Genomic DNA, 22,467 nt, shown 5'->3' with positions numbered 1-22,467 from the left:
GAATCCCGGTCAGGAGACCGTGCAGGCCTTTCCGTTCAGCGTGACAAGCCCCGGATCCGGGTTGGGGAACCGGGAGGCGGTCCCGTTGAAGCCGAACGTGGTGGACGCGCCCGGTGCCAGCTTCGCGTTCCAGGACAGGTTCTTCGCGGTGACAGTGGCGCCGCTCTGGCCGAGCTGCGCCGACCACGCGTGGCCCACCTTCTGGTCGCCGAGGAAGGCCCAGCGCAGGCTCCACCCGTTCACCGCCGTCGTGCCGGTGTTGCGCACCGTCACCTGGGTGGTGAAGCCGGACGGCCAGCTCCCGTGCGTGGTGTAGGTGACCGCGCAGGACGGCGCCGGCACCGCGCCCGCGTCACCCTGGTCGGCCAGGAACGACGCGAGCCACGCCAGCGCCGAGTTCCAGTTGATCGCCACCTCGTTCGTCGCGTACGAGTTGATGTCGTCGACGTAGCAGAACATCGGCGCGCACCCGGCGAGCAGGTTCGCCGCGAACGGGTCCTGGAGCGCGGCGTTCGGACCACCGGCGAGTGAACCGGCAGGCGGACGCGGCAGGTCCGGGTTCAGCTGGTGGCCGAAGATCCGGCTGTGCTGGTTGCGGGCGTGCTGCTCACCCCACCCGGTCACGTACGACATGTTCAGCGCGTTGCGGCCGAACAGGTAGTCCGCGGCCTGCACCGCGCCGTCCCGGTACTTCGCGTCCCGGCTCAGGTCGAACGCGGTGGCGAGCACGATGGCGTTGTTCACCAGGTTGCTGTTGCTACCCCAGACGTACGCGTCGGCGCTGCCCGGGAACGGCAGCCCGTACGCCTGGCCGGCGATCGTGGCCAGGTAGCTGTCGGCGGCGGCGGTGATCGACTCGCGGATGCGGGTCTTCTCCGCGGCGGGCAGCGTGTTCGGCACTGTCGCCAGGTCGAGGCGGCCCAGCGCGGCGACGCTCTGCCAGCCGAACGCGCCGTTCGGGGCGAACACGTCGGCGGTGTGCAGCGGCGAGCCGGTGACGTCGGCCAGGTACGCCTTGTCGCCGGTGGTCAGCCACAGCTCGACGGCGGCCCAGTAGAACTCGTCGGTGACGTTGGTGTCGTCGTACGCGCCGCCGCCGGTGCCGTCGCTGGCCGAGGCGTAGATCGCCGGGTGCGCCTTGGCCGCCGCGTACGCGGTCTTCGCGGCGGTGCCGCAGCGCGCGGCGAACGCGGCGTCGTACGGGGCGTACAGCCGCTGGCACTGCGCCGCGACGGCGGCCAGGTTCAGCGTGGCGGCTGTGGACGGCGCGTGCAGCTCACGCGGCTGCGGGTCGTCCTGGGGCTGCAGCGGCAGGCCGGTCCAGTTCCGGTCGTGGATCTTGTGGTGGACCATCCCGGCCAGCTGCTCGCCCGCCGGCACCTGCATGCGCAGCAGGAACTCCAGCTCCCAGCGGGCCTCGTCGAGCACGTCCGGCACGTCGTTGCCGCGCTCGGGCAGCCGCAGCGTGGAGTCGCCCAGTGCGGCGCCGCCGCCGGCGGTCTCGGCCGTCTTGGTCCGCTCGAACGTGCTCATGAGCTGGTAGGCGGCGATGCCGCCGTTGACGACGTACTTGCCGTGGTCACCCGCGTCGTACCAGCCGCCGCGCACGTCCAGCGAGTAGTCGCAGACGCCGGCCTGGCACGGCACGTCGGTGTCGCCCTGGTTGGGCGCGACGCCGAGGTGGCCGGCCGGGCGGGCGTACTCCTCGCCGATCAGGTCGCCGTCGATCTCGATGCCGCTGCGCTGGGCGTAGAAGAACTGGAGCGAGTCGGCGCGCAGCCGGTCGTAGAGCGCGCCGGAGATGTCGAACGGGTGGCTGGTCTCGCCGTCGACGGTCAACGTGTAGCCGGTGCCCGGCGTGCGGTACGCGGAGAAGTCGGCCGTCTGCACGTTCTGTGCGGAGGCCGCGTCGGTGCCGCGCGGCGTGGTCTGCCCGCTGGCGACCACCGCGCCGCCGGCGGACTTGAGCTGCCAGGGCAGCGCCTCGGTGGCCTCGGTGACCACAGTCGCGTGCTTCGGCCCGCCGGGCAGGTAGCCGACCTGGTTGACCCGGACCCGGGGGCCGGTGTCCGGCTCGTACGGCGGCGCCGGCTCCCCGCCGCGCAGCGACACGTTGTCCAGGCAGAACGTCTGCGCCTGGGCGCTGCCGCCGACCTGGAAGATCAGCTGGGCGGTGGGGTTGTCGGCCGGCGAGGTGAACGTGGTGGTGACGCGCTTCGCGGTGCCGGTTGCGGTCGCGTCGACGCTCGCGTACGTGGTGTAGGGGGCGCTGCCGAGCTGGAGCACCGCCTTGACGGCCGCGCCGGGGGTCGCGGAGACGTCGAAGGACAGCTCGTACTCGGCGCCCTGGGTCAGCGGCACCGCGTCCTGGCCGATGCCGGCGTCCCACGGGTTGGCGGTGCCCGCCGCGACGGAGGTGCAGAGACGGCCGTCGACGACCGCGAGGTCGCCGGTGCCGTACGAGAACCAGGGTGAGACACCGGCGCTGAAGTCGCCGTTGCGGAGTTGTTCGGGGGCGTCCGGCGGCACCTCGGCGCTCGCCGGGCCGGCGGTGAGGCCGGTGAGCGCCAGCGTGGTGGCCGCGAGTGCGGCGAGCCGACGACGGGATCGGGTCACGGAGGTTCCTTCCGTGCTCGGGGGTGGTGGGGGAGGCCAGGAGCTGGGAGCGCTCCCAATATCAGCCCGATGTTTCCATCGCGTTCCGCCGCTGTCAATCGATCCGGCCCGATGAGCGCCGCGCGCCCGCGCGCGGTGGGATTCGGCGCGCCACGTACGATGTCAGTGATCTCCTAGAGACATCCGAGCCCTCGACCTGGCAGGCTGCGACCCATGACCCTGAAGCTTCGTTCCGTCGGAGCGAGCGACCGTGGGCTGATCCGCAGCGGTAACCAGGACGCGCAGCACGCGGGTGCCTGGCTGGTCGCGGTCGCCGACGGCATGGGCGGCATGGCGGCCGGCGACCTGGCCAGCCGCATCGCCATCGACGCGATCGCCCCGCTGGACGTGGAGACGCCGGAGGACGCGCTCGTCGCCGCGCTCCAGGGCGGGATCGAGCTGGCCACCGCGCAGATCCGCCAGGCCGTCGAGGAGGACCCGGAACGCCAGGGCATGGGCACCACGCTCACCGCGCTGCTGTTCGCCCGCACCGGCAGCTGCCTCGCGCTGGCGCACGTCGGGGACTCCCGGGCCTACCTGTACCGCGAGGGCGTTCTCAAGCAGGTCACCCGGGACGACACGTTCGTGCAGATGCTCGTCGACCAGGGCGTCATCACCGCCGAGCAGGCCAGCAGCCACCCCCGCCGCGCGGTGGTGACCCAGGCGTTGCAGGGCGACGAGGTCTCCCCGTCGTACGCCACGATGGTGCCCCGGGCCGGTGACCGCTGGCTGCTGTGCAGCGACGGCCTCTCCAACGTGGTCCGCGCGGACACGCTCACCGAGGTGCTCAGCGAGCAGCCGGAACGCGACGCCTGCGCGGCCCGGCTGATCGACCTGGCGCTGCGGGCCGGCGGCCCGGACAACATCACCGTCGTGATCGCCGACGTCGTCGAGGAGTAGCCCTCACCGCCGTCGCGGAGCGGCACGGCGGGTCGGCTCGGCTGTGGTCGGGTCCTCCGGCCACGGATGGCGCGGGTAGCGTCCGCGCAGCTCCGCACGTACCTGCGGGTATCCGGTGCGCCAGAACGAGGCCAGGTCCGCGGTGACCGCCACCGGCCGCCCGGCGGGGGAGAGCAGGTGCAGCAGCACCGGCACCCGCCCGTCGGCGATGCGCGGCACGTCCCGCCAGCCGAACGTCTCCTGGAGCTTGACCGCCAGCACCGGCGCGGCCGGGTCCGCGTAGTCGATCCGGATCCGCGAGCCGCTCGGCACCTCCAGGCGCTCCGGAGCCAGCTCGTCCAGCCGCGCGGCCTGCCGCCAGTCGAGCAGCCGCCGCAGCGCCGCCGCCACGTCCACCCGGCCGAGGTCGGCCCGGCGCCGGGCGCGGGCCAGCTCCGGGCCCAGCCAGACGGGCGCGCCGGCGGTCAGCGCGGCGTCGGAGACGTCCGGCCAGCCGTCGCCGAGCGCCTGGCGGCAGAACGCCAGCCGGAGGCGCAGCCCGGTCGCCTCCGGCGTCCAGCGCAGCAGGCCCGGCCCTTCCTGCCGCAGCCCGTCCAGCAGAGCCGCCGCGACCAGCTCCGGGTCCGGCGCGGTGAGCGGCCGGTCGACCAGTTCGACGGCGCCGAGCCGGACTACCTCGCGGGCCACCACGTCCCCGCCGGACCAGGCCACCTCCCGTCCGGTGTCCAGCAGCGCCGCCCCGGCCTCCCGGGCGGTCGCCTCGTCGATCGGTGCGGCCAGCCGCACCCGGGCGGCGGGCGCGCCGGGGGAGCGGTCGGCCACCGCGACGGCCAGCCACGCCGCTCCGGTCAGCCCCGACCCGGGCGCCAGCTCCGCGGCGGTCCCGCCGGCCATCAGGTACGCGGACCCGCCCGGCCGCCGTGAGCGGGCCAGCCGTTCCGGGTACGCCAGTCCGGCGAGCAGCCCCGCGGCCAGATCGTCCGGCAGGCGCTCCCGCTCGTTCCCCGCCGACCGTCCGCCGCTCACGCTGCGGTGCGGCGTCGAGTCGGCGCGCGTGCCGGCGGAATGCCGGTCGGCGGGCAGGGCGGCGCGCAGGCGGCGTACCTCGGTGCGCCAGCGCGCGGTGGCGGCCGGGTCGGCGCCGTCGCGCAGCCGGCGCCAGCGGGCGGGCAGGTCGTCTCCCGTCCCGCCCAGCGTGTCCTCGCCGAGGATCGCCACCACCTGGGCGGCCCGGTCGGCACCCACCCGGGGCGCGCCGTCCAGCAGCGCCCGCGCCAGCCGGGGATGCGTGCCCGCCGCCGCGACCGCCCGTCCCCGCGCGGTGATCCGGCCGTCGTGGTCCACCGCGCCGAGCGTGGTCAGCGTCTCCCGCGCCACAGTGAGCGCGGCCGGCGGCGGTGGGTCGGGCAGCGCCAGCCCGGTGCCGTCCGGTGTGCCCCAGGCCGCCAGCTCCAGCGCGAACCCGGTCAGGTCGGCGGTGGCGATCTCCGGTTCGGGCTGCGGGGCGAGCCGCTCGTGCGCCGCCTCCGACCAGCAGCGGTAGACCGCCCCGGGCGTCTCCCGTCCGGCCCGGCCGGCGCGCTGGGTGGCCCCGGCCCGCGACACCGGCACGGTCACCAGCGCGCCCAGCCCTCGGGCCAGGTCGGTGCGGGGCACCCGGCTCAGTCCGGCGTCCACCACCACCCGGACGCCGGGGACGGTGAGGCTGCTCTCCGCCACCGCCGTCGCGAGCACCACGCGCCGTCCGGCAGCAGGGGTGAGCGCCGCGTCCTGGGCGGCCCCGGGCAGCCGTCCGTGCAACGGCAGCACCGCGATGTCGCGGAGGTCGGCCAGGCGGCGCGCGACGGCGCCGATCTCACCCGCGCCGGGCAGGAAGACGAGCACGTCACCGTCGCGTTCGCGCAGCGCCCGGCGGACCGTGGCTGCCACGTGGTCGAGCAGCGCCGGGTCGACCCGGCCGGCACCGGGCGGCGTCACCGGGCGCGGCGGCGGCGCCCACACCCGCTCGACCGGGTGCAGCGCGGCCTCGGCGCGTACCACGGGGGCGGGGTCGCCGGCGCCGAGCAGCGCGGCGAACCGGTCCGTCTGCGGGGTGGCCGACATCGCCAGCAGCCAGAGGTCCGGGCGCAGTGTGGCGCGGGCCTCGACGCTGAACGCCAGCGCCAGGTCGGCGTCGAGGTGCCGTTCGTGGCACTCGTCGAGCACCACCGCGTCCACGCCCGGCAGCTCGGGGTCGTGGTGCAGGCGGCGGACCAGCAGGCCGGTGGTCACCACCTCGACCCGGGTACGCGGCCCGGTCCGGCGCTCGCCGCGCACCGCGTACCCGATCCGGTCGCCGACCCGCTCGCCGAGCAGGGCGGCCATCCGGTGCGCGGCGGCGCGGGCGGCCACCCGCCGGGGCTGGGCGATCACCACGCGGCCGGTGACCGCGTCGGCGACCGCGAGCGGCGCGGTGGTGGTCTTGCCGGTGCCGGGCGGCGCCACCAGGACGGCGGCGCCGCGCTCGCGCAGCGCGCCGACGAGCGCCGGCAGGACCGGGCGGACCGGCAGGTCGAGCGGGATGTCGGCGAGCACGGCCCCACTCTCGCACCGCTCCGTCGGTCGGTCCGCGCTGCCCCCGGAACGCGGAACGGCCCGGCCGGCGCACCGCCGACCGGGCCGGGTGGGCCGCCGCGCCGGGTCCGCCGACCCGGCCGCCGCCCCCCTTGCTAGTACGTTCCGTCGAGCTGACCGCGCAGCTTGGTGAGCGCCCGGGCCAGTAGCCGGGACACGTGCATCTGCGAGACGCCGATCTGCTCGGCGATCTGCGACTGGGTCAGGTTGCCGTAGAAGCGCAGTGTGAGGATCTTCTGCTCGCGCTGGTCGAGCGTGGCGAGCGCCGGGCCGAGGGCGACACGCATCTCGGCCAGCTCGAACTCGCCGTCCTCGCCGCCGAGCAGATCGCCCAGCTCGGTGGCCCGCTCGCCGTCGCCGGTGGGGGTGGACAGCGACACCGCGTTGTACGCGCGGGCGCCCTCCAGGCCCTCCAGCACCTCTTCCTCGGTGAGCTTGAGGTGGGCGGCGATGTCGGCGACCGTCGGCGAGCGGCCGAGCGTCTGGAGCAGCGTGCTGTTGGCGTCGGAGATCGCCAGGCGCAGCTCCTGGAGCCGGCGGGGCACCCGGATGTCCCAGGTGCGGTCGCGGAAGTGGCGCTTCAGCTCGCCGATGATGGTGGGGATGGCGTAGCCGGCGAAGTCGACGCCGCGCGACGGGTCGAACTTGTCGATCGCCTTGATCAGGCCGATCGCTGCGGTCTGCGCCAGGTCGTCGTTGGGCTCGCCCCGGCCGCTGTAGCGGTGGGCCAGGTGGTTCGCCAGCGGCAGCCACGCCTCGATGGCGCGGTCGCGCAGCGCCGGCCGGGACGGGTGGTCGGCGGGCAGCGCGGCCATCGCGGCGAGCAGGTCGGCGGCGCTGTCGGTGAGCGAGCGGGGGTCGAGCTTCGCGGAGGCGGCCGGCGTGGTCGCCCGGGCGCTGATCGTGGGAGCGGTCATGGGTGGTCCTCCCTGCACCTCGTCCACGGAAGAAAAAAGACGTGACGCTTAGGTTTAGGTTTCGGTCGTACGTTCGGAAGCCACCATAGCCCGATCGTGCTGCGGAAATCTAGCCGAAAGTACGATGTACTTAAGGTGTAAGCAGCCACGAAAGACGTGAGCCGGTCGATATCGCGCTCGGCAGGCTGGTGGGGTGGCGCTGACCGGTCGGCCCCGGTCGTACCCCGACCGGTCAACGTGGAATCCGACAGGTGGGCGAAGTGTCGCCTTTCTGTCGTTGTCCCGCCGACGGGACCGCCCGTAGCGTCCGTAGCGACACGTCAACGGAGGCACCGTGCTGGATCCCGCCGCGCCGCAACTCGTCATCAACGCCCGGACGCTGCTGTTCAGCTGGCTCCCGGCGGATCCCGGCGCGGTCGAGACGCTGGTGCCCGCCGGTCTGCGCCCGCACCCGCAGCGGCAGGTGTTCGTCAACCAGTACGTCGTCGACGACGAGACGCAGACCTCCGGCTTCGGGGCGTACTCGCTCACCTACCTGGGTGTCTCACTGGCGGACATGGACCCGCCCGACGGCGAGACGCCCGGCGGCTTGTGGACGCACTACCTCGCCTCCAGCGAGCGGGTCCGGTGGTACGCGGCCGCGCGGGGCGCTCCCGCCGCCGCCGGGGAGACCCGCCTCGACCTGCGCGGCGATCAGCTCACCGCCGAGACCCGGGCCGCCGACGGCACGCTGCTGATCCGGGTCACCGCCCGGATCGGGCACACCGGCACCGAGGCGCACAACGGCCACCACCGCTACCTCACCCGCCGCGACGGCGAGCTGATCGTCACCGACTACCCGTACGTGGCCGAGCCGGTGTCACCGTTCGAGGTCGAGTCGGTGGAGTTCCCGGCGCCGGAGCACCCGGTCCACGCGCTGCGGCCGGCCAACCCGCTGCACGTCTGCTGGGGCTTCTACTCGCCGCGCGTGTCGTTCGCGTACCCGGCCCGCCCGAACGTGCCGGACGAGGTGGCGGACCTTCACCAGGTGCCCGCCCGCCGGGCCCGCAGCGGCCTGCCGTCCGGGTCGTAGACCAGCCGGTACGCGGGCAGCGCCCAGAGCCGCGTACGCCAGGGCAACCGCTCCGGGCGGTGGGGCCGCAACCGGCCCGGCGGACGGGGACCGGCCCGGCCCCCGGCGTGCCATCGATCCAGTTCCTCCGCCGCCGCGGTGATCGCCGCGACCGCGTCCGCCGGGTCCAGCAGGTCGTCGTCCTGCGCGCCGCCGGGATCACGGTCCAGGTGCTCGCGCCACAGCCTCAGCCGCAGGTCGCGGGCGAACACCCGGGCGCCGTCGCCCAGTCCGGCCGGGTCGGCCGGCGCCCGCTCGTCGCGGGTGCCGTCGAGCACCGCGCAGGACAGCTCGCTGTCGTGCGTCCAGGACCGGCGGTTGAAGTTGTCGCTGCCCACGCTGGCCCAGACGTCGTCCACCACGCAGACCTTGGCGTGCACGTACACCGGCGTCCCGTCGTGGTTCTCCACGTCGAACACGTGCACCCGTTCCGGCGCGGCCCGGTGGCACAGCGACAGCGCCTGCTCCCGGCCGACCATGTTGGGCGGCAGCGCGAGCCGGCCGTCCACGTCCGGGTGCCGGGGCACGACCGCGACCAGGTGCAGGTCCGGGTGCTCGTGCAGCGCCTGCGCGAACAGCTCGGCCACCTCGGTCGACCAGAGGTACTGGTCCTCCAGGTAGATCAGCCGCCGGGCCCGGCGTACCGCCTTGGTGTAGCCGCGGGCCACCGTGCGCTCGCCGTCGGGAGCGAAGGAGTAGCGGGGCCGCACCGCCGGGTAGGTGCGCAGCACCTGCACGTGGTGCGGCCCGCAGGGCGGCGGGTCGGCGGGCTGCTCGGGCAGCGGGTCCGGGCGCAGGTCGGAGCCGCGCAGCCGGTCCCGCAGGTACGCCATCGGGTTCTCCGAGTCCAGCGGCATCGGGTCGGTCCACCGCTCCCGGAACGTGGTGTCCAGCGCGCCGACCACCGGCCCGCGCACCGCCAGCTGCACGTCGTGCCAGGGCGGCGTGGGACCGTACCGGGGGGACATGCCGATCGGCTGCGGGTCGCCGGCGTGGCCGGCGTCGTCGCGGCGGCTGTGGCACAGGTCGATGCCGCCGGCGAAGGCGATGTCGCGGCGCGGTTCGCCGGGGCGGCGCAGCACCACGAGCTTCTGGTGGTGCGAGCCGCCGCGCCGGACCCGCTGGTCGAGCAGCACCTCGCCGCCGGCCGCGCGGATCGCCTCGCTGAGGTCGCGGTTCTCCTCCTCGCTGTAGGAGAGCGTGTCGAGGTGGGAGCGCCAGATCAGGCCCTTGACGATGACCCCGCGCTGGGCGGCCTGGGCGAACAACTGCGCCACCGTGGGGCCGTCCGGGCGCATTCGCTCGTCCGGGTCACCACGCCAGTCGGTGAAGAACAGGTGGTCGCCCGCTGCGAGCGACTCCACCTCGCTGACCAGGCGGTCGAAGTACGCGGCACCGTGAATGAGGGGCTCGGCGAGGTTTCCATCGGTCCAGACGGGTAACTCTGACCTCGGGTTGGCGCGTTCCTGTGCGGTGAGGAACCAGTCCCGCAGAGTCACGTTCCACCCCCCGAGGTCGACGACGTCCTCACACGGTAGGACCCCCGGCAGGGCCCCGCACGTCGAGCAGCAGGTCGGCGTCGGTGCCGCGCGTCAGGGGTGCGCCGGACCCCTGGATCGCGATACCGAGGAGGCACCGACATGCCCGCCGAGACGACGAACACCGTGACCGACCGCGACCAGGCGGTGGAGGGGGAGCGGGGTGCGCTGGTGGCGGTCCTGTTGATGGTGATCCTCGGGGTGGCCGGGATCTTCGCCGTCTCCTGAGACCGCGGCCGGGCGCCCCGGCGAACCGGGGCGCCCGTAGCAGGTCAGGGCTGGTCGCCCTGGCCGTCGCTGTGCGGCACCCGCCCGGTCGGGATCACCCCGAGCCGGCCGGCCTGGAAGTCCTCGACCGCCTGGATCAGCTCGGCGCGGGTGTTCATCACGAACGGGCCGTAGTGCGCCACCGGCTCGCGGATCGGCTGGCCGCCCATCAGGTAGAGCTCCAGCGCCGGGGCGTTGGAGTCCTGCGTCCGGTCGGCGGTGATCCGCAACGCCTCACCGGGGCCGTGCACGGCGAGCTGGCCGAGGTGGATGGGCCGCCGGTCGGTGCCGACCGTGCCGCGGCCGGCCAGCACGTACACCAGCGCGTTGAAGTCGGACCGCCAGGGCAGGCTCAGCTCGGCGCCGGGCTGCAACGTGACGTGCGCGATGGTGATCGGCGTGTGCGTCGACCCCGGACCCCGGTGCCCGGCGACCTCGCCCGCGATGACCCGGATCAGGCCGCCGCCGTCGGGCGTGGTCAGCAGCGCCGACTCCCGGCCGCGGATGTCCTGGTAGCGCGGCGCGCTCATCTTGGCGACCCGGGGCAGGTTGACCCAGAGCTGGAGGCCGTGGAACAGCCCGCCGCTCATCACCAGGTGCTCCGGCGGCGCCTCGATGTGAAGCAGGCCACTGCCTGCAGTCATCCACTGGGTGTCGCCGTCGGTGATGGTGCCGCCGCCACCCGTCGAGTCCTGGTGGTCCATGATCCCGTCGATCATGTAGGTCACCGTCTCGAAGCCGCGGTGCGGGTGCCAGGAGGTGCCCTTCGGCTCGCCCGGCGCGTAGTCGACCTCGCCCATCTGGTCGAGGTGGATGAACGGGTCCAGCTCGGTCATCGGCACGCCGGCGAAGGCCCGGCGGACCGGGAAGCCTTCGCCCTCGTACCCGCTGGGGGCGGTGGTGACCCGGCGGACCTGGCGGTATTCGGTGGCCTCGCCGAGCTCGGGCAGGCGGGGCAGGACGAGGACGTCGTCGACGGTGATCGCGGGCATCGCGGGACTCCTTACTTGTCGGCCGGGGTGGACGACGCGGTGCGGTCGGCGCGCAGGCGCCGGCCGAGCCGCTCGAAGACCCGGGTGAGGCAGGCGACCTCGGCGTCGTCGAGGTCGTCGATCAGGTGGGCGCGTACGGAGCGCAGGTGGTGCGGCGCGGCCTCGCGCAGGGCGAGCAGGCCGGCCGCGGTGAGCACTGCCTCGCTGCCGCGCCGGTCCGCCGGACACGCCTCCTTCGCGACCAGGCCGCGCTTGCGCATCGTGGTGATCTGGTAGGTCAGCCGGCTCGGTGAGAACACCAGCCGGTCGGCCAGCTCACCCATGCGCAGCCGCTGGCCGGGCGCCTCGGAGAGCAGCACCAGCACGTGGTAGTCGGCGAAGCTCAGGTCGCTGTCGGCGCGCAGGTCGTCCTCGAGCCGGGTGAACAGCCGCTGGCTCGACTCGATGTACGCGCGCCAGCAGGCCATCCGCTCGGCGTCCAGGCTCTCCGTCATGGCTCGAGACTAGCACTATTTAAAATTTAAACAAGTCCCTCTGTCGTGCTCGGTTGGCCAGGCGCGGGTGAGTCTTTGAAACCTGAACGGGTGACCCGGCTAGGGTCGGGGGATGGACGATCTCGACCTGCTCGACTGGCGGGAGCGGGTGGCCCGGCTCTACCTGTCCGACCTCGACCTGACCGGGTTCCGGGCCGCGCGCGACGAGCTGTTCCGCACCCATCCGAGCAGCCCGGTGCCGCCCGCCGACCGGCCCGGCTTCACCGGCCTGCGCTGGTACCCGCCCGACCCGTCGGCGGTGGTCGAGGCACCGCTGCGACCGGCCTCCGGTGAGCTGCGCATCGACACCGGCGGCCCGGACGGAGTGGTTGCGTACCGGCGGGTCGCGGTCGCCGGGACGCCGTGGGGACCGCTCACGCTGTGGTGGATCGAGGCGTACGGGGGCGGGCTGTTCCTGCCGCTGCGCGACGGCACCTGCGGCGACGGCTCGTACGGCGGGGGCCGGTACCTCACCGACACGGTCAAGGGCACCTTCGGCCGGGGCCTGACAGTGCTCCCCGGTGACCGGGTCCGCCTGGACGCCAACTACCTCTACAACCCCAGTTGCGCCTACGACGACAGGTGGGCCTGCCCGCTGGCGCCCCCGGAGAACCGGGTGGACGTGCCGCTGCGTGCAGGGGAGCGGGCGTACCACTGACGCGGCGAGGGAGGACCCCGGCGGGGCCCTCCCTCGATGTCGCGTACCGCCGGTCAGCGGGCGGTGGCACCGGTCGGTGTCAGGTGCATCCGGCTCAGCAGCTGCTGGGCCTGGCCGGCCATCTCCGCGTCCACAGTCACCGCGTACTGGGCGGCCCGCAGTGAACTGGCCGACGTGAAGTCACGCTGCCCACCGCTCATGGCGTGCGCGACAGCGCCGAACACCGCACCCCAGATCGCGCCGATCACCAGCCCGACCAGGATCACCGCCAGCCAGTTCCCGGCGGTGAAGATGCCGAACAACAAGCCGATGAACAAACCGAACCAGGCGCCGGTGCCGGCCCCGAGCAGGGCCGCCCGGCCCGTGGTGAGCCGTCCCATCACGGTCTCCACGAGCGTGAGGTCCGTACCGACGATCGAGGTACGTTCCACCGGGAACCGGTTGTCGGCCAGATAGTCCACCACGCGCTGGGCGGACGGATAGTCCGGGTACGAGCCGATCGTGATGGTCGGCGCCCCGGCATGCGGGCCGTGCCCGTCCCCGCTCGGCGGCGTCGGGCGACCGCCCGGTCCGGACGGGAGGTTGTCGCTGCCCGGCATTCCGGGTTGCCAGGCCGCGGTCGGAGTCGAGGGTCTGGTCATGAGCATCCTCCTTCGTCAACCCGCCGCGTTCCCGCCGCCGGGCAGCGGTAACGCGCCGGGCCGGACCGATGTGGCGAGGCATGGCGGCACCCGGGCCGGGTAGCCACACCCGTGCCGACCCGACACATCAGCGAGCACGGCTTCCTCGCCGACGGGCGCAGCGCGGCGCTGGTCGACCGCGACGGCTCGGTCAACTGGTGGTGCCCGCCCCGGTTCGACGCGCCGTCGGTGTTCGGGCGCCTGCTCGACGAGGGCGCCGGGCACTGGAGCATCCGCCCCGAGGGCGCGGCCACCAGCACGCGGTCCTACCTGGACGACACGCTGGTGCTGCGTACCGTCTTCACCACGGCGACCGGCACGGTCGCCGTCACCGACGCGCTGGCGCTGGAGCCCGGCGCGCGCGGTCACGACATCGGGATGCACTCTCCCCGGGTGCTCGCCCGGCTGGTCGAGGGGCTCACCGGCGAGGTGCCGATGCGCGTCGAGTACGCGCCGCGGTTCGAGTACGGCCGGGTAGGCGCCTACCTGACCGAACGCGACGGGGTGGTGGCCGCCACCGCCGGAGCCTGCCGGCTGGAGCTGCGCGCCGACGTTCCGCTGACAGCCGCCGAGGGGGCCGCCGCCGGGCGGTTCACCGCCCGCGCCGGCAGCACCCACCGCTTCACCCTCGGGTACGCCCCGACGTACGCCGGCGCCGCGCCCGCGCTGCCCGACGCCGCCGAGGTGGTGGCCGGGACGGTCGCCGGCTGGCGGTCCTGGTCGGCGCTGCACGACTACCGGGGCGAGTACCGCGACGAGGTGCGGCGCAGCGCGCTCGCGGTGCAGGGCATGACGTACGCGCCCAGCGGCGCGGTCGTCGCGGCGGCCACCACCTCGGTGCCGGAGCGGCTCGGCGGCGACCGCAACTACGACTACCGCTACGTCTGGCTGCGCGACTTCAGCCTCACCCTCCAGGCGCTCTGGCGGGCGGCCTGCCCGGACGAGGCGGACCGGCAGTTCACCTGGGTGGCGCGGGCGATGGGCCGGATCGGCGACGAGCCGGTGCCGATCATGTACGGCGTCGAGGGGGAGCGGGACCTGACCGAGCACGACCTCGACCACCTGGCCGGGTACGAGCACAGCCGGCCGGTGCTCGTCGGCAACGACGCCTGGCGGCAGCGGCAGAACGACGTGCTGGGCGAGGTGCTCGACGCCGCCTGGCTGATGCGGTACTACCTCGACCCGATGTCACCCGAGGTCCGCGACCTGCTGCGTACGCTCGCCGACCAGGCCGAGCGCGGCTGGCACCGGCCCGACGCGGGGATGTGGGAGGGGCGCGGCCCGGAGCGGCACTACGTGTCGTCGAAGGTGGAGTGCTGGACCGCGCTGGACCGGGCGGTCCGGTTCGGCTCCCGCATCGGCGAGCCCGCCGACGTGGCGCGCTGGGTCGCCGCGCGCGACGAGATACGGGCGGCCGTGCTCACTCACGGCTGGAACGAGCGGGTCGGCGCGTACACCGGGGCGTTCGGGTCCGACGATCTGGACGCCTCGGTTCTGGTCATGCCGCTCGTCGGTTTCCTGCCGGCGCACGATCCGCGGATGCGCGCCACGATGGACGTGCTGGAGCGGCGGTTGTCCCGCGACGGGCTGCTGCGCCGCTGGGACGGCGACCCGGCCGGGTTCGTGATCTGCTCGTTCTGGCTGGCCGCCTGCCTGGCCGAGGCGGGGGAGCTGGACCGGGCCCGGCGGCTGTTCGAACGGCTGGCCGCCCGCACGAACGACCTCGGCCTGTACGCCGAGCAGATCGACCAGGACACCGGCGAGCAGGTCGGCAACTTCCCGCAGGCGTACTCACACATCGGCCTGATCATCGCCGCCGGCCGCATCACCGACGCCGCCGCCCGCGCCCCCGCCCCCACCTCCCACCGCCACCCCGCGCCCGCTTCGCGTCGATCATGAGGTTGACGCCGAAGTCGATCTCCCTGAGTGCCGCCAACTTCATGATCGCCGCGGGCAACGGGGGGTGGGGGAGGATGAGGGGGTGGAACTCGTGATCATGGCGGACACGCATGTGCCCAAGCGGGCGCGGGATCTTCCGGCGGTGCTGTGGGCGGCCGTCGAGGCCGCGGACCTGGTGGTGCACGCGGGGGACTGGGTGGACGTGGCGCTGCTGGACGCGCTGGAGGAGCGGTCGCGCCGCCTGGTCGGCGTGTACGGCAACAACGACGGGCCGGAGCTGCGCGCCCGGCTGCCCGAGGTGGCCCGGGTCGAGCTGGACGGCCTGCGGGTCGCCGTGGTGCACGAGACCGGCCCGAAGACCCGCCGCGAGGAGCGCTGCGCCGCCGCGTACGGCGACTGCGACCTGCTCGTCTTCGGGCACTCGCACATCCCCTGGGACACCGTCGCCCCGGGTGGTCTGCGCCTGCTCAACCCCGGCTCACCCACCGACCGGCGGGCGCAGCCGTACGCCACCTACCTGACCGCCCGGGTGGCGGCGGGGCGGCTCGACCGCGTCGAACTGCACCGCCTGCCCCCGCACTGACCTCAGCGGCCCCGGCCGGTCTCCGCCTGGAGCTCGTCGATCCGCCGGGACGCCTCGGCCTTGGTCAGGCCCTCCGGCACCGGCTCGCCCGCCTCCTGGGCCAGGGTGTGCAGGTACGACTCCTGGGCGGCGGTGGGCGGCTCGTCGCCGGTGACCCAGTCGTCCGGGTCCTTGACGGCGGCGTCCGGGTTCACGTTCCTGCCGTTGGTGTTGGCGTGGTCGGCCATGCTGATCACCTCTCCTCGAACAGGTGTACCACTACCCCCGGCCCGGCTGGTTCATGCCGCCCGCCGCCTACGATCAGCTGGTGACGGCGGAGCGGGCGGGCGTGGTGGTGGTCGGCGCGGGCATCGCCGGGGTGGCGTGCGCGACCGAGTTGGCGCGGGCCGGTGTCCCGGTGCGGGTACGCGAACGGGCCCGGGTCACCGGCGGGCGGATGGCCAGCAAACGCTTCGACGGCCGCCCGGCCGACCTGGGCGCCGCGTACTTCACAGTGGACGACCCGGACTTCGCCGCCGTGGTGGACCGGTGGCGGGCCGCCGGGCTGGCGCGGGAGTGGACCGACACGCTCGTCGCGTACGGGCCGGGCGGGCGCGAGCAGGTCACCGGCCCGATGCGCTGGGCCGCCCCGCGCGGGCTGCGCTCACTCGTCGAGCAGCTCGCAGGCGACCTGCCGGTGACGCACGACCGGCTGGTGATGAGCGTCGAGCCCGGCCTCCGGGTGGACGACGCCGAGGCCGAGGCGGTCGTGCTCGCCATGCCCGGCCCGCAGGCGGCGCTGCTGCTGGACCCGGCGCTGGCCGAGGCGACCCGGGCGGTGGCCGCGCAACGCTGGTCGCCGGCGCTGAGCGGGGTGCTGCACTTCCCGGCCCGCCGCTGGACGGACTTCCGCGGGGCGTTCGTCAACGGCCACCCCGTACTCAGCCTGGTCTGCGACGACGGCGACCGCCGTGGTGACGGCGCGCCGGTGCTCGTCGCGCACACCACAGCCGAGTTCGCCGCCGGGCACCTGCTCCAGCCCACAGCCGCCCGCCCGGCGATCGAGCAGGCGGTCCGCGACCTGCTCGGACTGCCCGAGCCGGCGGTGTCGGCCCACGTGCACCGCTGGACGTACGCGTCCCCGGCCGCGCACGCCGGGAGCGCCACGTTCCACCTGGACGACGACGGCATCGGCCTGGCCGGTGACGCGTTCGGCCGCCCGCGCGTGCAGACCGCCTGGCGCTCCGGACGGGACCTGGGCCGCGCGCTCGCCGCCCGGCTGGGCTGACAGCCCTCGGCCCGGGCCGGTCAGCCGGTGGCGCCCACCGGTTGCGCCGCCGACCCGGCCCGCGTGTCCTCGCCGGTGCGTTCGCCCTCCCGGTCCAGCAACTGCATGACCGGTGTCGCGGCGATCCCGTGCGCCACCACCGACACCACCACCACGAGACCGACTGTGGCCCAGACCAGATCCGCCTGCGGGAAGTCGGTCTTGCTGGTGGCGTACGCCAGGTAGTAGAACGAGCCGACGCCGCGGATGCCAAACAGCGAGATCACCCAGTGCTCGGCCGGTTTGCCCGGCGCCCCGCGCAGCGACAGCCACGCGGCCAGCGGCCGGATCACCAGCACCAGCGCCAGCCCGGCCAGTGCCGCCGGCCAGGTCAGCGGCGCGAGCAGCCCGCCGATCACCGCGCCGCCGAACAGCAGCAGCAACAGCACCGTGAGCAGCCGCTCCACCTGCTCGGCGAAGTCGTGCAGCACGGAATGGAACTCGTGCGTACGCTCGGCGGCCCGGATCGCGCGGGCGGCCACGAACACGGCCAGGAAGCCGTACCCGCCGATCACCTCGACCAGCCCGTACGCGAGGAACGTCGCGGCCAGCGCGAGGAAGCCCTCGGAGTGCCGGGCCAGCCGCAGCTTGCTCGGGGCACGGAAGAACAGCTTGCCGAGCAGCCAGCCGACGAGCAGCCCGCCGCCCACCCCGGCGGCGAGCTTGTAGAACACGTCCACCGCGAACCACTCGGCGAGCCAGCCGGACGGCGCGAGCCCGGTGGTGGCGATCGCGATGGCCGCGTACACGAACGGGAAGGCGAGCCCGTCGTTCAGGCCCGCCTCCGAGGTGAGCGCGAAGCGCACCTCGTCCTCCGAGTCCTCCACATCGGTCGGTTCGCCCACCTGCACGTCGGAGGCGAGCACCGGGTCGGTCGGCGCGAGCGCCGCGCCGAGCAGCAGCGCCGCGGCCGGCACCAGACCGGCCCACCACCAGCCGAGCAGCGCCACCGCGGCGATGCACAGCGGCATGGCGATCGCCAGCAGCCGCCACGTCGACGACCAGCGGGCCCAGCTCAGCGGACGGTCGATCTTCAGGCCGGCGCCCATCAGCGCGACGATCACCCCGACCTCGGTGAGGTGGGTGGTCAGTTCCGGCCAGCGCAGCGGGTCCGGTGTGGGCAGACCGGTGGGCAGCACGAACACGAGCATGCCGAGCCCGAGGAACGCGATCGGCATCGACAGCGGCCGCCGCTCCAGGACCCGGGGCAGCACCCCGGCCAGCAGCGCACCGACGCCCAGCAGAGCGAACGCGACATCGACCGGTTCCACGACACCACCCTTCCGGCGCCCGGCGGCCGGGCGGTGGAGTCCAGCAGTGCCCCGAAGCGGGTCCGGTTAAGCGTGCGCGTGCCCGCCGGTCGACCGGCGGTCAGCCGAGCGTGCCGATGGCGCTGTCCGGCAGGGCGTGCAGCAGCGCCGCCGGGTCGTCGTAGACCGCCACCGCGCCCGCGCCGGCCAGCTCCGCCCGGCCGGTGCCGCCGCAGGTCAGCCCGATGCACGGGATGTCCAGCTTGCCGGCCGCTGCCACGTCCCAGACCGAGTCGCCGACGAACACCACCCGCTCGGCGGTCAGCCCCGACTGGTCCAGCGCGGCGACCAGGATGTCCGGCGCCGGCTTGCTCTCCTGCGCGTCGGCCGACGAGGTGACCGAGTCGATCACGTCGTCCGCGTCCAGCGCGGCCCGCAGCGCTGTCACCTCGTGCTCGGCGGCCGAGGTCGCCAGCACCACCCGCAGCCCGCGCTCGGCGCAGGCGCGCAGCAGTTCCCGGGCACCGGGCAGCGGCGCCAGCCGCTCCCAGTACTCCGCGTACAGCGCGTCGTGCGCGTCGCGCAGCCGGCCGTCGGCGTCCCGGTCCCGCTCGGCGCCGAGCAGGTGGTCGAGCAGCTTGTCCGAGCCCATGCCGATGGACCTGTGGATCCGCGCCATCGGCACCCGGTGGTCGGCCTGGCGCAGCGCCTCCCACCAGCTCACCGTGTGCAGGTACGTCGTGTCGACCAGGGTGCCGTCCACGTCGAACAGGACACCGCGTCGCTTGTCGTCGGCCATGTCCGGCTCCTACCCGGCCGGGGCGTCGCCGACGCGCGGCTCACCCGCCGGAATGAGGATCTCGAACCAGACCGTCGAGCCGCGTACGGTCGGGTCGGTGCCCCAGGCGTCGCTCAGCTCCTCGATCAGGCCGAGCCCGCGGCCGCGACTGCTGAGCGTGTCGGTCTGCGCCCGGGTGACCTGACCCCGGGTGCCCGAGTCGGCAACCGACACCAGCAACCGCTCGGCGGACAGGTCGACCTCGACCCGGGCGGCGGTGCCGGCGTGCAGCAGCGCGTTGGTGGTCAGCTCGCTCGTGCACAGCACCGCCGCGCCGATCACCGCCTCCGGCACCCGCCACTCGCCGAGCTGCGCGGTCATCCAGTGCCGGACCCGGCTCGGCGCGGTCGGCTCGGCCGGCACCTCCATGCTCGCCGACCGGCTGGGGCGCACCGCGTACTCGACGGCGAGCACCGCCACGTCGTCCTCGGTGGCGCCCGGCACCGACGCGGTCGCCACCGCGCACAGCGCGCGCGGGTCGCCGCCGGCCGCCCCGGTCACCGCCGCGCCCAGCCCGGCCATCCCGGCGGCCAGGTCCTGCCAGCGCCGCTCCACCACGCCGTCGCTGTAGAGCAGCAGCGTGTCGCCGGGCCGGAACGGCACGGTGGCGGTACGCGCCCGACCACCCAGGCCCAGCGGAGGAGCGGGCGGCACGTCGACGAACTCGGCCACCGCCGCGCCGGGTCCGGCGCGCCGGATCAGCGGCGCGGGATGACCGGCGCTGGCCAGCGTGACCAGCTCCCGGTCCGCGTCGACCACGCCGAAGACCACTGTCACGAACAGCTCCTGGGTGCCGCCCTCGACGCCGAGGCTGGCCACCAGCCGGTCGAGGCCGTCGAGCACCGCGTCCGGCCGGGAGTCGACCAGAGCGAGCGCGCGCAGCGCGGCGCGTACCTGGCCCATCCGGGCGGCGGCCTGCACGTCGTGCCCGGCCACGTCGCCCAGCACCACGCCCAGCGCGCCGGTCGGCAGCAGGAACGCGTCGTAGAAGTCGCCGCCGGCCGCGTTGCCGTCCACGCCCGGGTCGTAGCGGGCGGCGATGCGCAGCCGGGGCAGGTCCGGGAGCCGTTCCGGCAGCATGCTGCGTTGCAGCATCTGGGCGGTGCCGTGCTGGGTCTCGAAGCGGCGGGCCCGCTCGGCGGCCTGGCCGACCAGCTCCGAGGAGGCGGTCAGCAGCGCCCGTTCGGCGGGGGACCAGGAGCGCGGCGTCCGGTAGCCCACTGTCAGCGAGCCCCGGACCACCGTGGTACGCAGCGGCAGCGCCGCCAGCGCGCGGATCTTCTCGTCGTGCCGGTCCGCCGCGACGCCGCGCAGCGGCTGCCCGTCGGCGGTGAACGAGGCCACGCCGCTGCGCGCGGTCACCACCGCGGGCAGCGGTGACTCGGCGGACATCCGGCGCCACAGCGGGGGCAGCCGCTCGTCGGCCTCGTCGAGCAGTTCGCCGCGGATGCGGCGGACCAGCCGCCACGCGCTGCCCTCGTCCACCGCGAACGACACCCGGTCGGCGTCGAAGGAGTGCAGGCAGTAGCGCAGCGTCACCCGGGCCACGTCGTCGAGCGTGAGCGTGCCGGCCAGTGCCGCCGCGAAGTCGCTCAGGCTCTGCAACTGCTGGGTCAGCTGGGTGGTCTGCGCCGAGACGGTCAGCACGCCGACGATGCGGCCGGTGGAGTCGCGTACCGGGCAGTGGCCCCTGGTGAACACGGCCGGCTCGGCCGGGCCCTGCCGGTCGGCCGGCAGCACCGCCTCCCGTTGCAGGAACGGCTCGCCGTGCCGGTAGACCCGTTCCAGCGCCTCGCCGGCGCTCGGGTCGCGCCACACCTCGGCGAACGCCTCGGCCGCCGGCCGGCCCAGCGCGTCCGGGTGCCGGTCGCCGATCAGCTCGGCGTACCCGTCGTTGTAGAAGACCACCAGGTCGTCACCGAGGAGCAGGGCCATCGGTACGGGGGAGGCGAGCACCACGTCCGTCACGGCGCGTACCGCGGGATCCCAGGTGTGCGGAGCGCCCAGCGACGTGCCGGCCCACGGGTGGGCGGTCCCGGCCGCCTGCCCGCCGACGACGGGATCGGTGGGCGCTCCCGGTGCGGGGGCGGACGGTGTGGGAACCCGACCGACGGTGCCTGGCATGACCGCAGCCTAACCGGAGCGTGGCCGGGTGGTTCCGATCATGCGTCCGTGGCGGGTGCGGGTGCCGGGCGGCGCGGATGTTCGGGCAGGTCAGACCGGTTCGGCAGGGCATGTCGGGAAATTGCCCCGGTCCGGCTCGGCGTGCTGCCCAGGTCACCGGGTATGCGGGCGGCGCAGTTCACGCGACAGGAGGGACATCATGCCGAAAACCCTCGCGGTCGGACAGGTCGACATCAGTGCGGCCTGGACCGACTTCTGGAGGTCGGTGCTGCTCTTCGTACCGCGGGCGATCGCGTTCATCGCGATCCTCGTCGTGGGTTGGCTCATCGCCCGAGCCGTCCTCAAAATCGTGGACGCGGCACTGGAACGGGTGGGATTCGACCGCGCCGTCGAACGCGGCGGCGTCAAACGGGCCCTGGAACGCACCAAGTACGACGCCAGCGACATCCTGGCCAAACTGGCCTACTACGCGGTCCTGCTGTTCACCCTGCAGTTCGCCTTCGGGGTGTGGGGACCGAACGCGATCAGCGACCTGATCCGCGGGGTGGTGTCCTGGCTGCCGCGGGCCTTCGTGGCGATCGTGATCGTGGTGATCGCCGCCGCCATCGCCAACGCCGTCCGGGACCTGGTCTCCGGCGCGCTGGGTGGGCTCTCGTACGGCCGGGTGCTGGCCGACGTGACGGCGATCTTCATCCTGGCGCTCGGCATCATCGCCGCGCTGAACCAGGTGGGCATCGCCACCACGGTGACCACGCCGGTGCTCGTGGCGTTCCTCGCCACCGTGGCCGGCATCCTGATCGTCGGTGTCGGTGGTGGTCTGGTCAAGCCGATGCAGGACCGCTGGGACGGCTGGCTGCACCGGGCCGCCGAGGAGTCCCGGGCGATCCGGCAGCAGCGGCAGGCGCAGCAGGCCGGCCGTGGCGACTACGAGCGGCGGATGGCCGACCGGGGCGGGCAACCGGCACCGGCGGCGCAGCAGTCGTCCATGTCGGGCGCAGGCACGTACCGCTCCGGCGAGGCAGGGGACGAGACACAGCAGTTCCGCCGGCCGAACGGCTGACGGCAACGGGTGACGGGGTGTCCGCGGGGCGATCGCGGGCGCCCCGTAGCCGTGTCCGGGTCAGGCCAGGTGGCGCGGGTCCAGCCCGCGGGCCAGCAGGCACACCGCGAGCAGGCGGGTGAGCGTCCAGTCCGGCTCGGACCAGTCCACCGGCTCGGCCGGCGGCGTCCAGCCGTACTCGGCCGCCGCGTCGCGCAGCCCTTCGACGTACCCGGCGAGCGCCGCCACCGTCAGTGGCCGGCGGTCGCCGTCGAGGCTGTCGCGTACCCCGGCGGCGTGCTGGTCGACCTCGGCGAGCAGCCCGGGGTTCGCATGGGCCGCGGCGAGGCCGGCGGTGCCGACGGTGGCGGTCAGCGAGGTGAGGGTCGTCCGCGCGGCCACGGCCGCGGAGCGGCGGGTCGCGACCCGGTTGTTCGGCACGCGCATGGTGTCCGAGGCTAACGCCGCCCGCCGCGGGCCGGCCTCGGCCGAGCGGGGGATGCCCGGGTCGGCCGGGGGAGCCGTGTCGTCGTCCGGCGGGATTGAGTCGCCCGTGCGGGGGCA

At 74.5% G+C, this 22,467-nt stretch carries 20 protein-coding genes; 8 read left to right on the top strand and 12 right to left on the bottom strand.

All coding sequences use genetic code 11. The features are described 5' to 3' along the window. Nucleotides 1-9 precede the first annotated feature (9 nt). The gene (locus BFV98_RS09085; protein ID WP_071095832.1) at nt 10-2,616 is read right to left on the bottom strand and encodes a glycoside hydrolase family 9 protein; all 2,607 of its coding nucleotides are present in this window, start codon (nt 2,614-2,616) and stop codon (nt 10-12) included. Nucleotides 2,617-2,829: 213 nt separating this feature from the next. On the opposite strand from BFV98_RS09085, the gene BFV98_RS09080 reads away from it, so the two are divergent. Next, a complete protein-coding gene (locus tag BFV98_RS09080; protein WP_013285366.1) occupies nt 2,830-3,555 on the top strand; it encodes a PP2C family serine/threonine-protein phosphatase in 726 nt (241 codons plus the stop codon). 3 nt (nt 3,556-3,558) lie between these two features. Here the strand turns inward: BFV98_RS09080 and hrpB are convergent, their stop codons facing one another. Together hrpB and BFV98_RS09070 are read right to left on the bottom strand one after the other, a co-directional pair. Then, nucleotides 3,559-6,129, bottom strand: coding sequence for an ATP-dependent helicase HrpB (gene hrpB / locus BFV98_RS09075; protein ID WP_013285367.1), 2,571 nt, complete (start codon nt 6,127-6,129; stop codon nt 3,559-3,561). 134 nt (nt 6,130-6,263) lie between these two features. Continuing rightward, the gene (locus tag BFV98_RS09070; protein ID WP_013285368.1) at nt 6,264-7,085 is read right to left on the bottom strand and encodes a SigB/SigF/SigG family RNA polymerase sigma factor; all 822 of its coding nucleotides are present in this window, start codon (nt 7,083-7,085) and stop codon (nt 6,264-6,266) included. 334 nt (nt 7,086-7,419) lie between these two features. Between BFV98_RS09070 and BFV98_RS09065 the strand changes: the two genes are divergently transcribed. After that, nucleotides 7,420-8,157 carry a hypothetical protein gene (locus BFV98_RS09065; protein WP_071095830.1) on the top strand — a complete coding sequence of 246 codons (738 nt, stop codon included), beginning with the start codon at nt 7,420-7,422 and terminating at the stop codon, nt 8,155-8,157. Here the strand turns inward: BFV98_RS09065 and BFV98_RS09060 are convergent. After that, on the bottom strand, nt 8,106-9,695 hold the full coding sequence (locus BFV98_RS09060; RefSeq protein WP_071095828.1) for a phospholipase D-like domain-containing protein: 1,590 nt from the start codon (nt 9,693-9,695) through the stop codon (nt 8,106-8,108). The genes BFV98_RS09065 and BFV98_RS09060 overlap by 52 nt on opposite strands. 141 nt (nt 9,696-9,836) lie before the next feature. On the opposite strand from BFV98_RS09060, the gene BFV98_RS32610 reads away from it, so the two are divergent. Continuing rightward, nucleotides 9,837-9,962 (top strand): hypothetical protein, encoded by a 126-nt coding sequence (locus tag BFV98_RS32610; protein ID WP_013285371.1) that lies wholly within the window; start codon nt 9,837-9,839, stop codon nt 9,960-9,962. A 44-nt stretch (nt 9,963-10,006) separates the two neighbouring features. On the opposite strand, the gene BFV98_RS09055 is transcribed toward BFV98_RS32610, so the two are convergent. After that, nucleotides 10,007-10,993 carry a pirin family protein gene (locus tag BFV98_RS09055; RefSeq protein ID WP_071095826.1) on the bottom strand — a complete coding sequence of 329 codons (987 nt, stop codon included), beginning with the start codon at nt 10,991-10,993 and terminating at the stop codon, nt 10,007-10,009. A gap of 11 nt (nt 10,994-11,004) precedes the next feature. Continuing rightward, nucleotides 11,005-11,487, bottom strand: coding sequence for a MarR family winged helix-turn-helix transcriptional regulator (locus tag BFV98_RS09050; protein ID WP_013285373.1), 483 nt, complete (start codon nt 11,485-11,487; stop codon nt 11,005-11,007). A gap of 112 nt (nt 11,488-11,599) precedes the next feature. Here BFV98_RS09050 and BFV98_RS09045 point away from each other — a divergent pair, with 112 nt between their 5' ends. Next, complete coding sequence (locus BFV98_RS09045) at nt 11,600-12,184, top strand: DUF1684 domain-containing protein (RefSeq protein ID WP_013285374.1); 585 nt, start codon at nt 11,600-11,602, stop codon at nt 12,182-12,184. Between the two features lie 53 nt (nt 12,185-12,237). On the opposite strand, the gene BFV98_RS09040 is transcribed toward BFV98_RS09045, so the two are convergent. Further along, the gene (locus BFV98_RS09040; protein WP_071095824.1) at nt 12,238-12,825 is read right to left on the bottom strand and encodes a general stress protein; all 588 of its coding nucleotides are present in this window, start codon (nt 12,823-12,825) and stop codon (nt 12,238-12,240) included. Between the two features lie 111 nt (nt 12,826-12,936). On the opposite strand from BFV98_RS09040, the gene BFV98_RS09035 reads away from it, so the two are divergent. Beyond that, nucleotides 12,937-14,763: a glycoside hydrolase family 15 protein gene (locus BFV98_RS09035; RefSeq protein WP_071095822.1), complete on the top strand. Its 1,827-nt coding sequence runs from the start codon at nt 12,937-12,939 to the stop codon at nt 14,761-14,763. Nucleotides 14,764-14,845: 82 nt separating this feature from the next. Further along, nucleotides 14,846-15,346, top strand: coding sequence for a metallophosphoesterase (locus BFV98_RS09030; RefSeq protein ID WP_071095820.1), 501 nt, complete (start codon nt 14,846-14,848; stop codon nt 15,344-15,346). A 2-nt stretch (nt 15,347-15,348) separates the two neighbouring features. On the opposite strand, the gene BFV98_RS09025 is transcribed toward BFV98_RS09030, so the two are convergent. After that, a complete protein-coding gene (locus BFV98_RS09025; RefSeq protein ID WP_071098797.1) occupies nt 15,349-15,573 on the bottom strand; it encodes a DUF3072 domain-containing protein in 225 nt (74 codons plus the stop codon). A gap of 53 nt (nt 15,574-15,626) precedes the next feature. Here BFV98_RS09025 and BFV98_RS09020 point away from each other — a divergent pair, with 53 nt between their 5' ends. Beyond that, the gene (locus BFV98_RS09020; RefSeq protein WP_176921761.1) at nt 15,627-16,613 is read left to right on the top strand and encodes an NAD(P)/FAD-dependent oxidoreductase; all 987 of its coding nucleotides are present in this window, start codon (nt 15,627-15,629) and stop codon (nt 16,611-16,613) included. 20 nt (nt 16,614-16,633) lie between these two features. On the opposite strand, the gene BFV98_RS09015 is transcribed toward BFV98_RS09020, so the two are convergent. From BFV98_RS09015 to BFV98_RS09005, 3 genes are all read right to left on the bottom strand, one after another. Further along, a complete protein-coding gene (locus BFV98_RS09015; protein WP_071095816.1) occupies nt 16,634-17,923 on the bottom strand; it encodes a sodium:proton antiporter in 1,290 nt (429 codons plus the stop codon). A gap of 100 nt (nt 17,924-18,023) precedes the next feature. Further along, a complete protein-coding gene (locus tag BFV98_RS09010) occupies nt 18,024-18,701 on the bottom strand; it encodes an HAD family hydrolase (RefSeq protein WP_030270335.1) in 678 nt (225 codons plus the stop codon). A gap of 9 nt (nt 18,702-18,710) precedes the next feature. After that, nucleotides 18,711-20,864, bottom strand: a complete 2,154-nt coding sequence (locus BFV98_RS09005) for a SpoIIE family protein phosphatase (protein WP_071095814.1) — start codon at nt 20,862-20,864, stop codon at nt 18,711-18,713. Between the two features lie 199 nt (nt 20,865-21,063). On the opposite strand from BFV98_RS09005, the gene BFV98_RS09000 reads away from it, so the two are divergent. Beyond that, nucleotides 21,064-21,924: a hypothetical protein gene (locus tag BFV98_RS09000; RefSeq protein WP_013474825.1), complete on the top strand. Its 861-nt coding sequence runs from the start codon at nt 21,064-21,066 to the stop codon at nt 21,922-21,924. A gap of 60 nt (nt 21,925-21,984) precedes the next feature. On the opposite strand, the gene BFV98_RS08995 is transcribed toward BFV98_RS09000, so the two are convergent. Further along, a complete protein-coding gene (locus BFV98_RS08995; RefSeq protein WP_030270331.1) occupies nt 21,985-22,350 on the bottom strand; it encodes a DUF6401 family natural product biosynthesis protein in 366 nt (121 codons plus the stop codon). Nucleotides 22,351-22,467: the final 117 nt, after the last annotated feature.

It is taken from the genome of Micromonospora sp. WMMB235 (assembly GCF_001855515.1).
Taxonomy (GTDB): domain Bacteria; phylum Actinomycetota; class Actinomycetes; order Mycobacteriales; family Micromonosporaceae; genus Micromonospora; species Micromonospora aurantiaca.
Note: the sequence above shows the minus strand (reverse complement) of the source record. Positions and strands in the feature narration are given on the sequence as shown.

Bases quoted from the DNA above. Each gene is read 5' to 3' on its own strand.
- BFV98_RS09050 (WP_013285373.1), bottom strand. From the start codon at position 11,487: ATGACGGAGAGCCTGGACGCCGAGCGGATGGCCTGCTGGCGCGCGTAC.
- BFV98_RS09000 (WP_013474825.1), top strand. From the start codon at position 21,064: ATGCCGAAAACCCTCGCGGTCGGACAGGTCGACATCAGTGCGGCCTGG.
- BFV98_RS09025 (WP_071098797.1), bottom strand. From the start codon at position 15,573: ATGGCCGACCACGCCAACACCAACGGCAGGAACGTGAACCCGGACGCC.
- BFV98_RS09040 (WP_071095824.1), bottom strand. From the start codon at position 12,825: ATGACCAGACCCTCGACTCCGACCGCGGCCTGGCAACCCGGAATGCCG.
- BFV98_RS09080 (WP_013285366.1), top strand. From the start codon at position 2,830: ATGACCCTGAAGCTTCGTTCCGTCGGAGCGAGCGACCGTGGGCTGATC.
- BFV98_RS08995 (WP_030270331.1), bottom strand. From the start codon at position 22,350: ATGCGCGTGCCGAACAACCGGGTCGCGACCCGCCGCTCCGCGGCCGTG.
- BFV98_RS09020 (WP_176921761.1), top strand. From the start codon at position 15,627: ATGCCGCCCGCCGCCTACGATCAGCTGGTGACGGCGGAGCGGGCGGGC.
- BFV98_RS09055 (WP_071095826.1), bottom strand. From the start codon at position 10,993: ATGCCCGCGATCACCGTCGACGACGTCCTCGTCCTGCCCCGCCTGCCC.
- BFV98_RS32610 (WP_013285371.1), top strand. From the start codon at position 9,837: ATGCCCGCCGAGACGACGAACACCGTGACCGACCGCGACCAGGCGGTG.
- BFV98_RS09070 (WP_013285368.1), bottom strand. From the start codon at position 7,085: ATGACCGCTCCCACGATCAGCGCCCGGGCGACCACGCCGGCCGCCTCC.
- BFV98_RS09010 (WP_030270335.1), bottom strand. From the start codon at position 18,701: ATGGCCGACGACAAGCGACGCGGTGTCCTGTTCGACGTGGACGGCACC.
- BFV98_RS09005 (WP_071095814.1), bottom strand. From the start codon at position 20,864: ATGCCAGGCACCGTCGGTCGGGTTCCCACACCGTCCGCCCCCGCACCG.
- BFV98_RS09045 (WP_013285374.1), top strand. From the start codon at position 11,600: ATGGACGATCTCGACCTGCTCGACTGGCGGGAGCGGGTGGCCCGGCTC.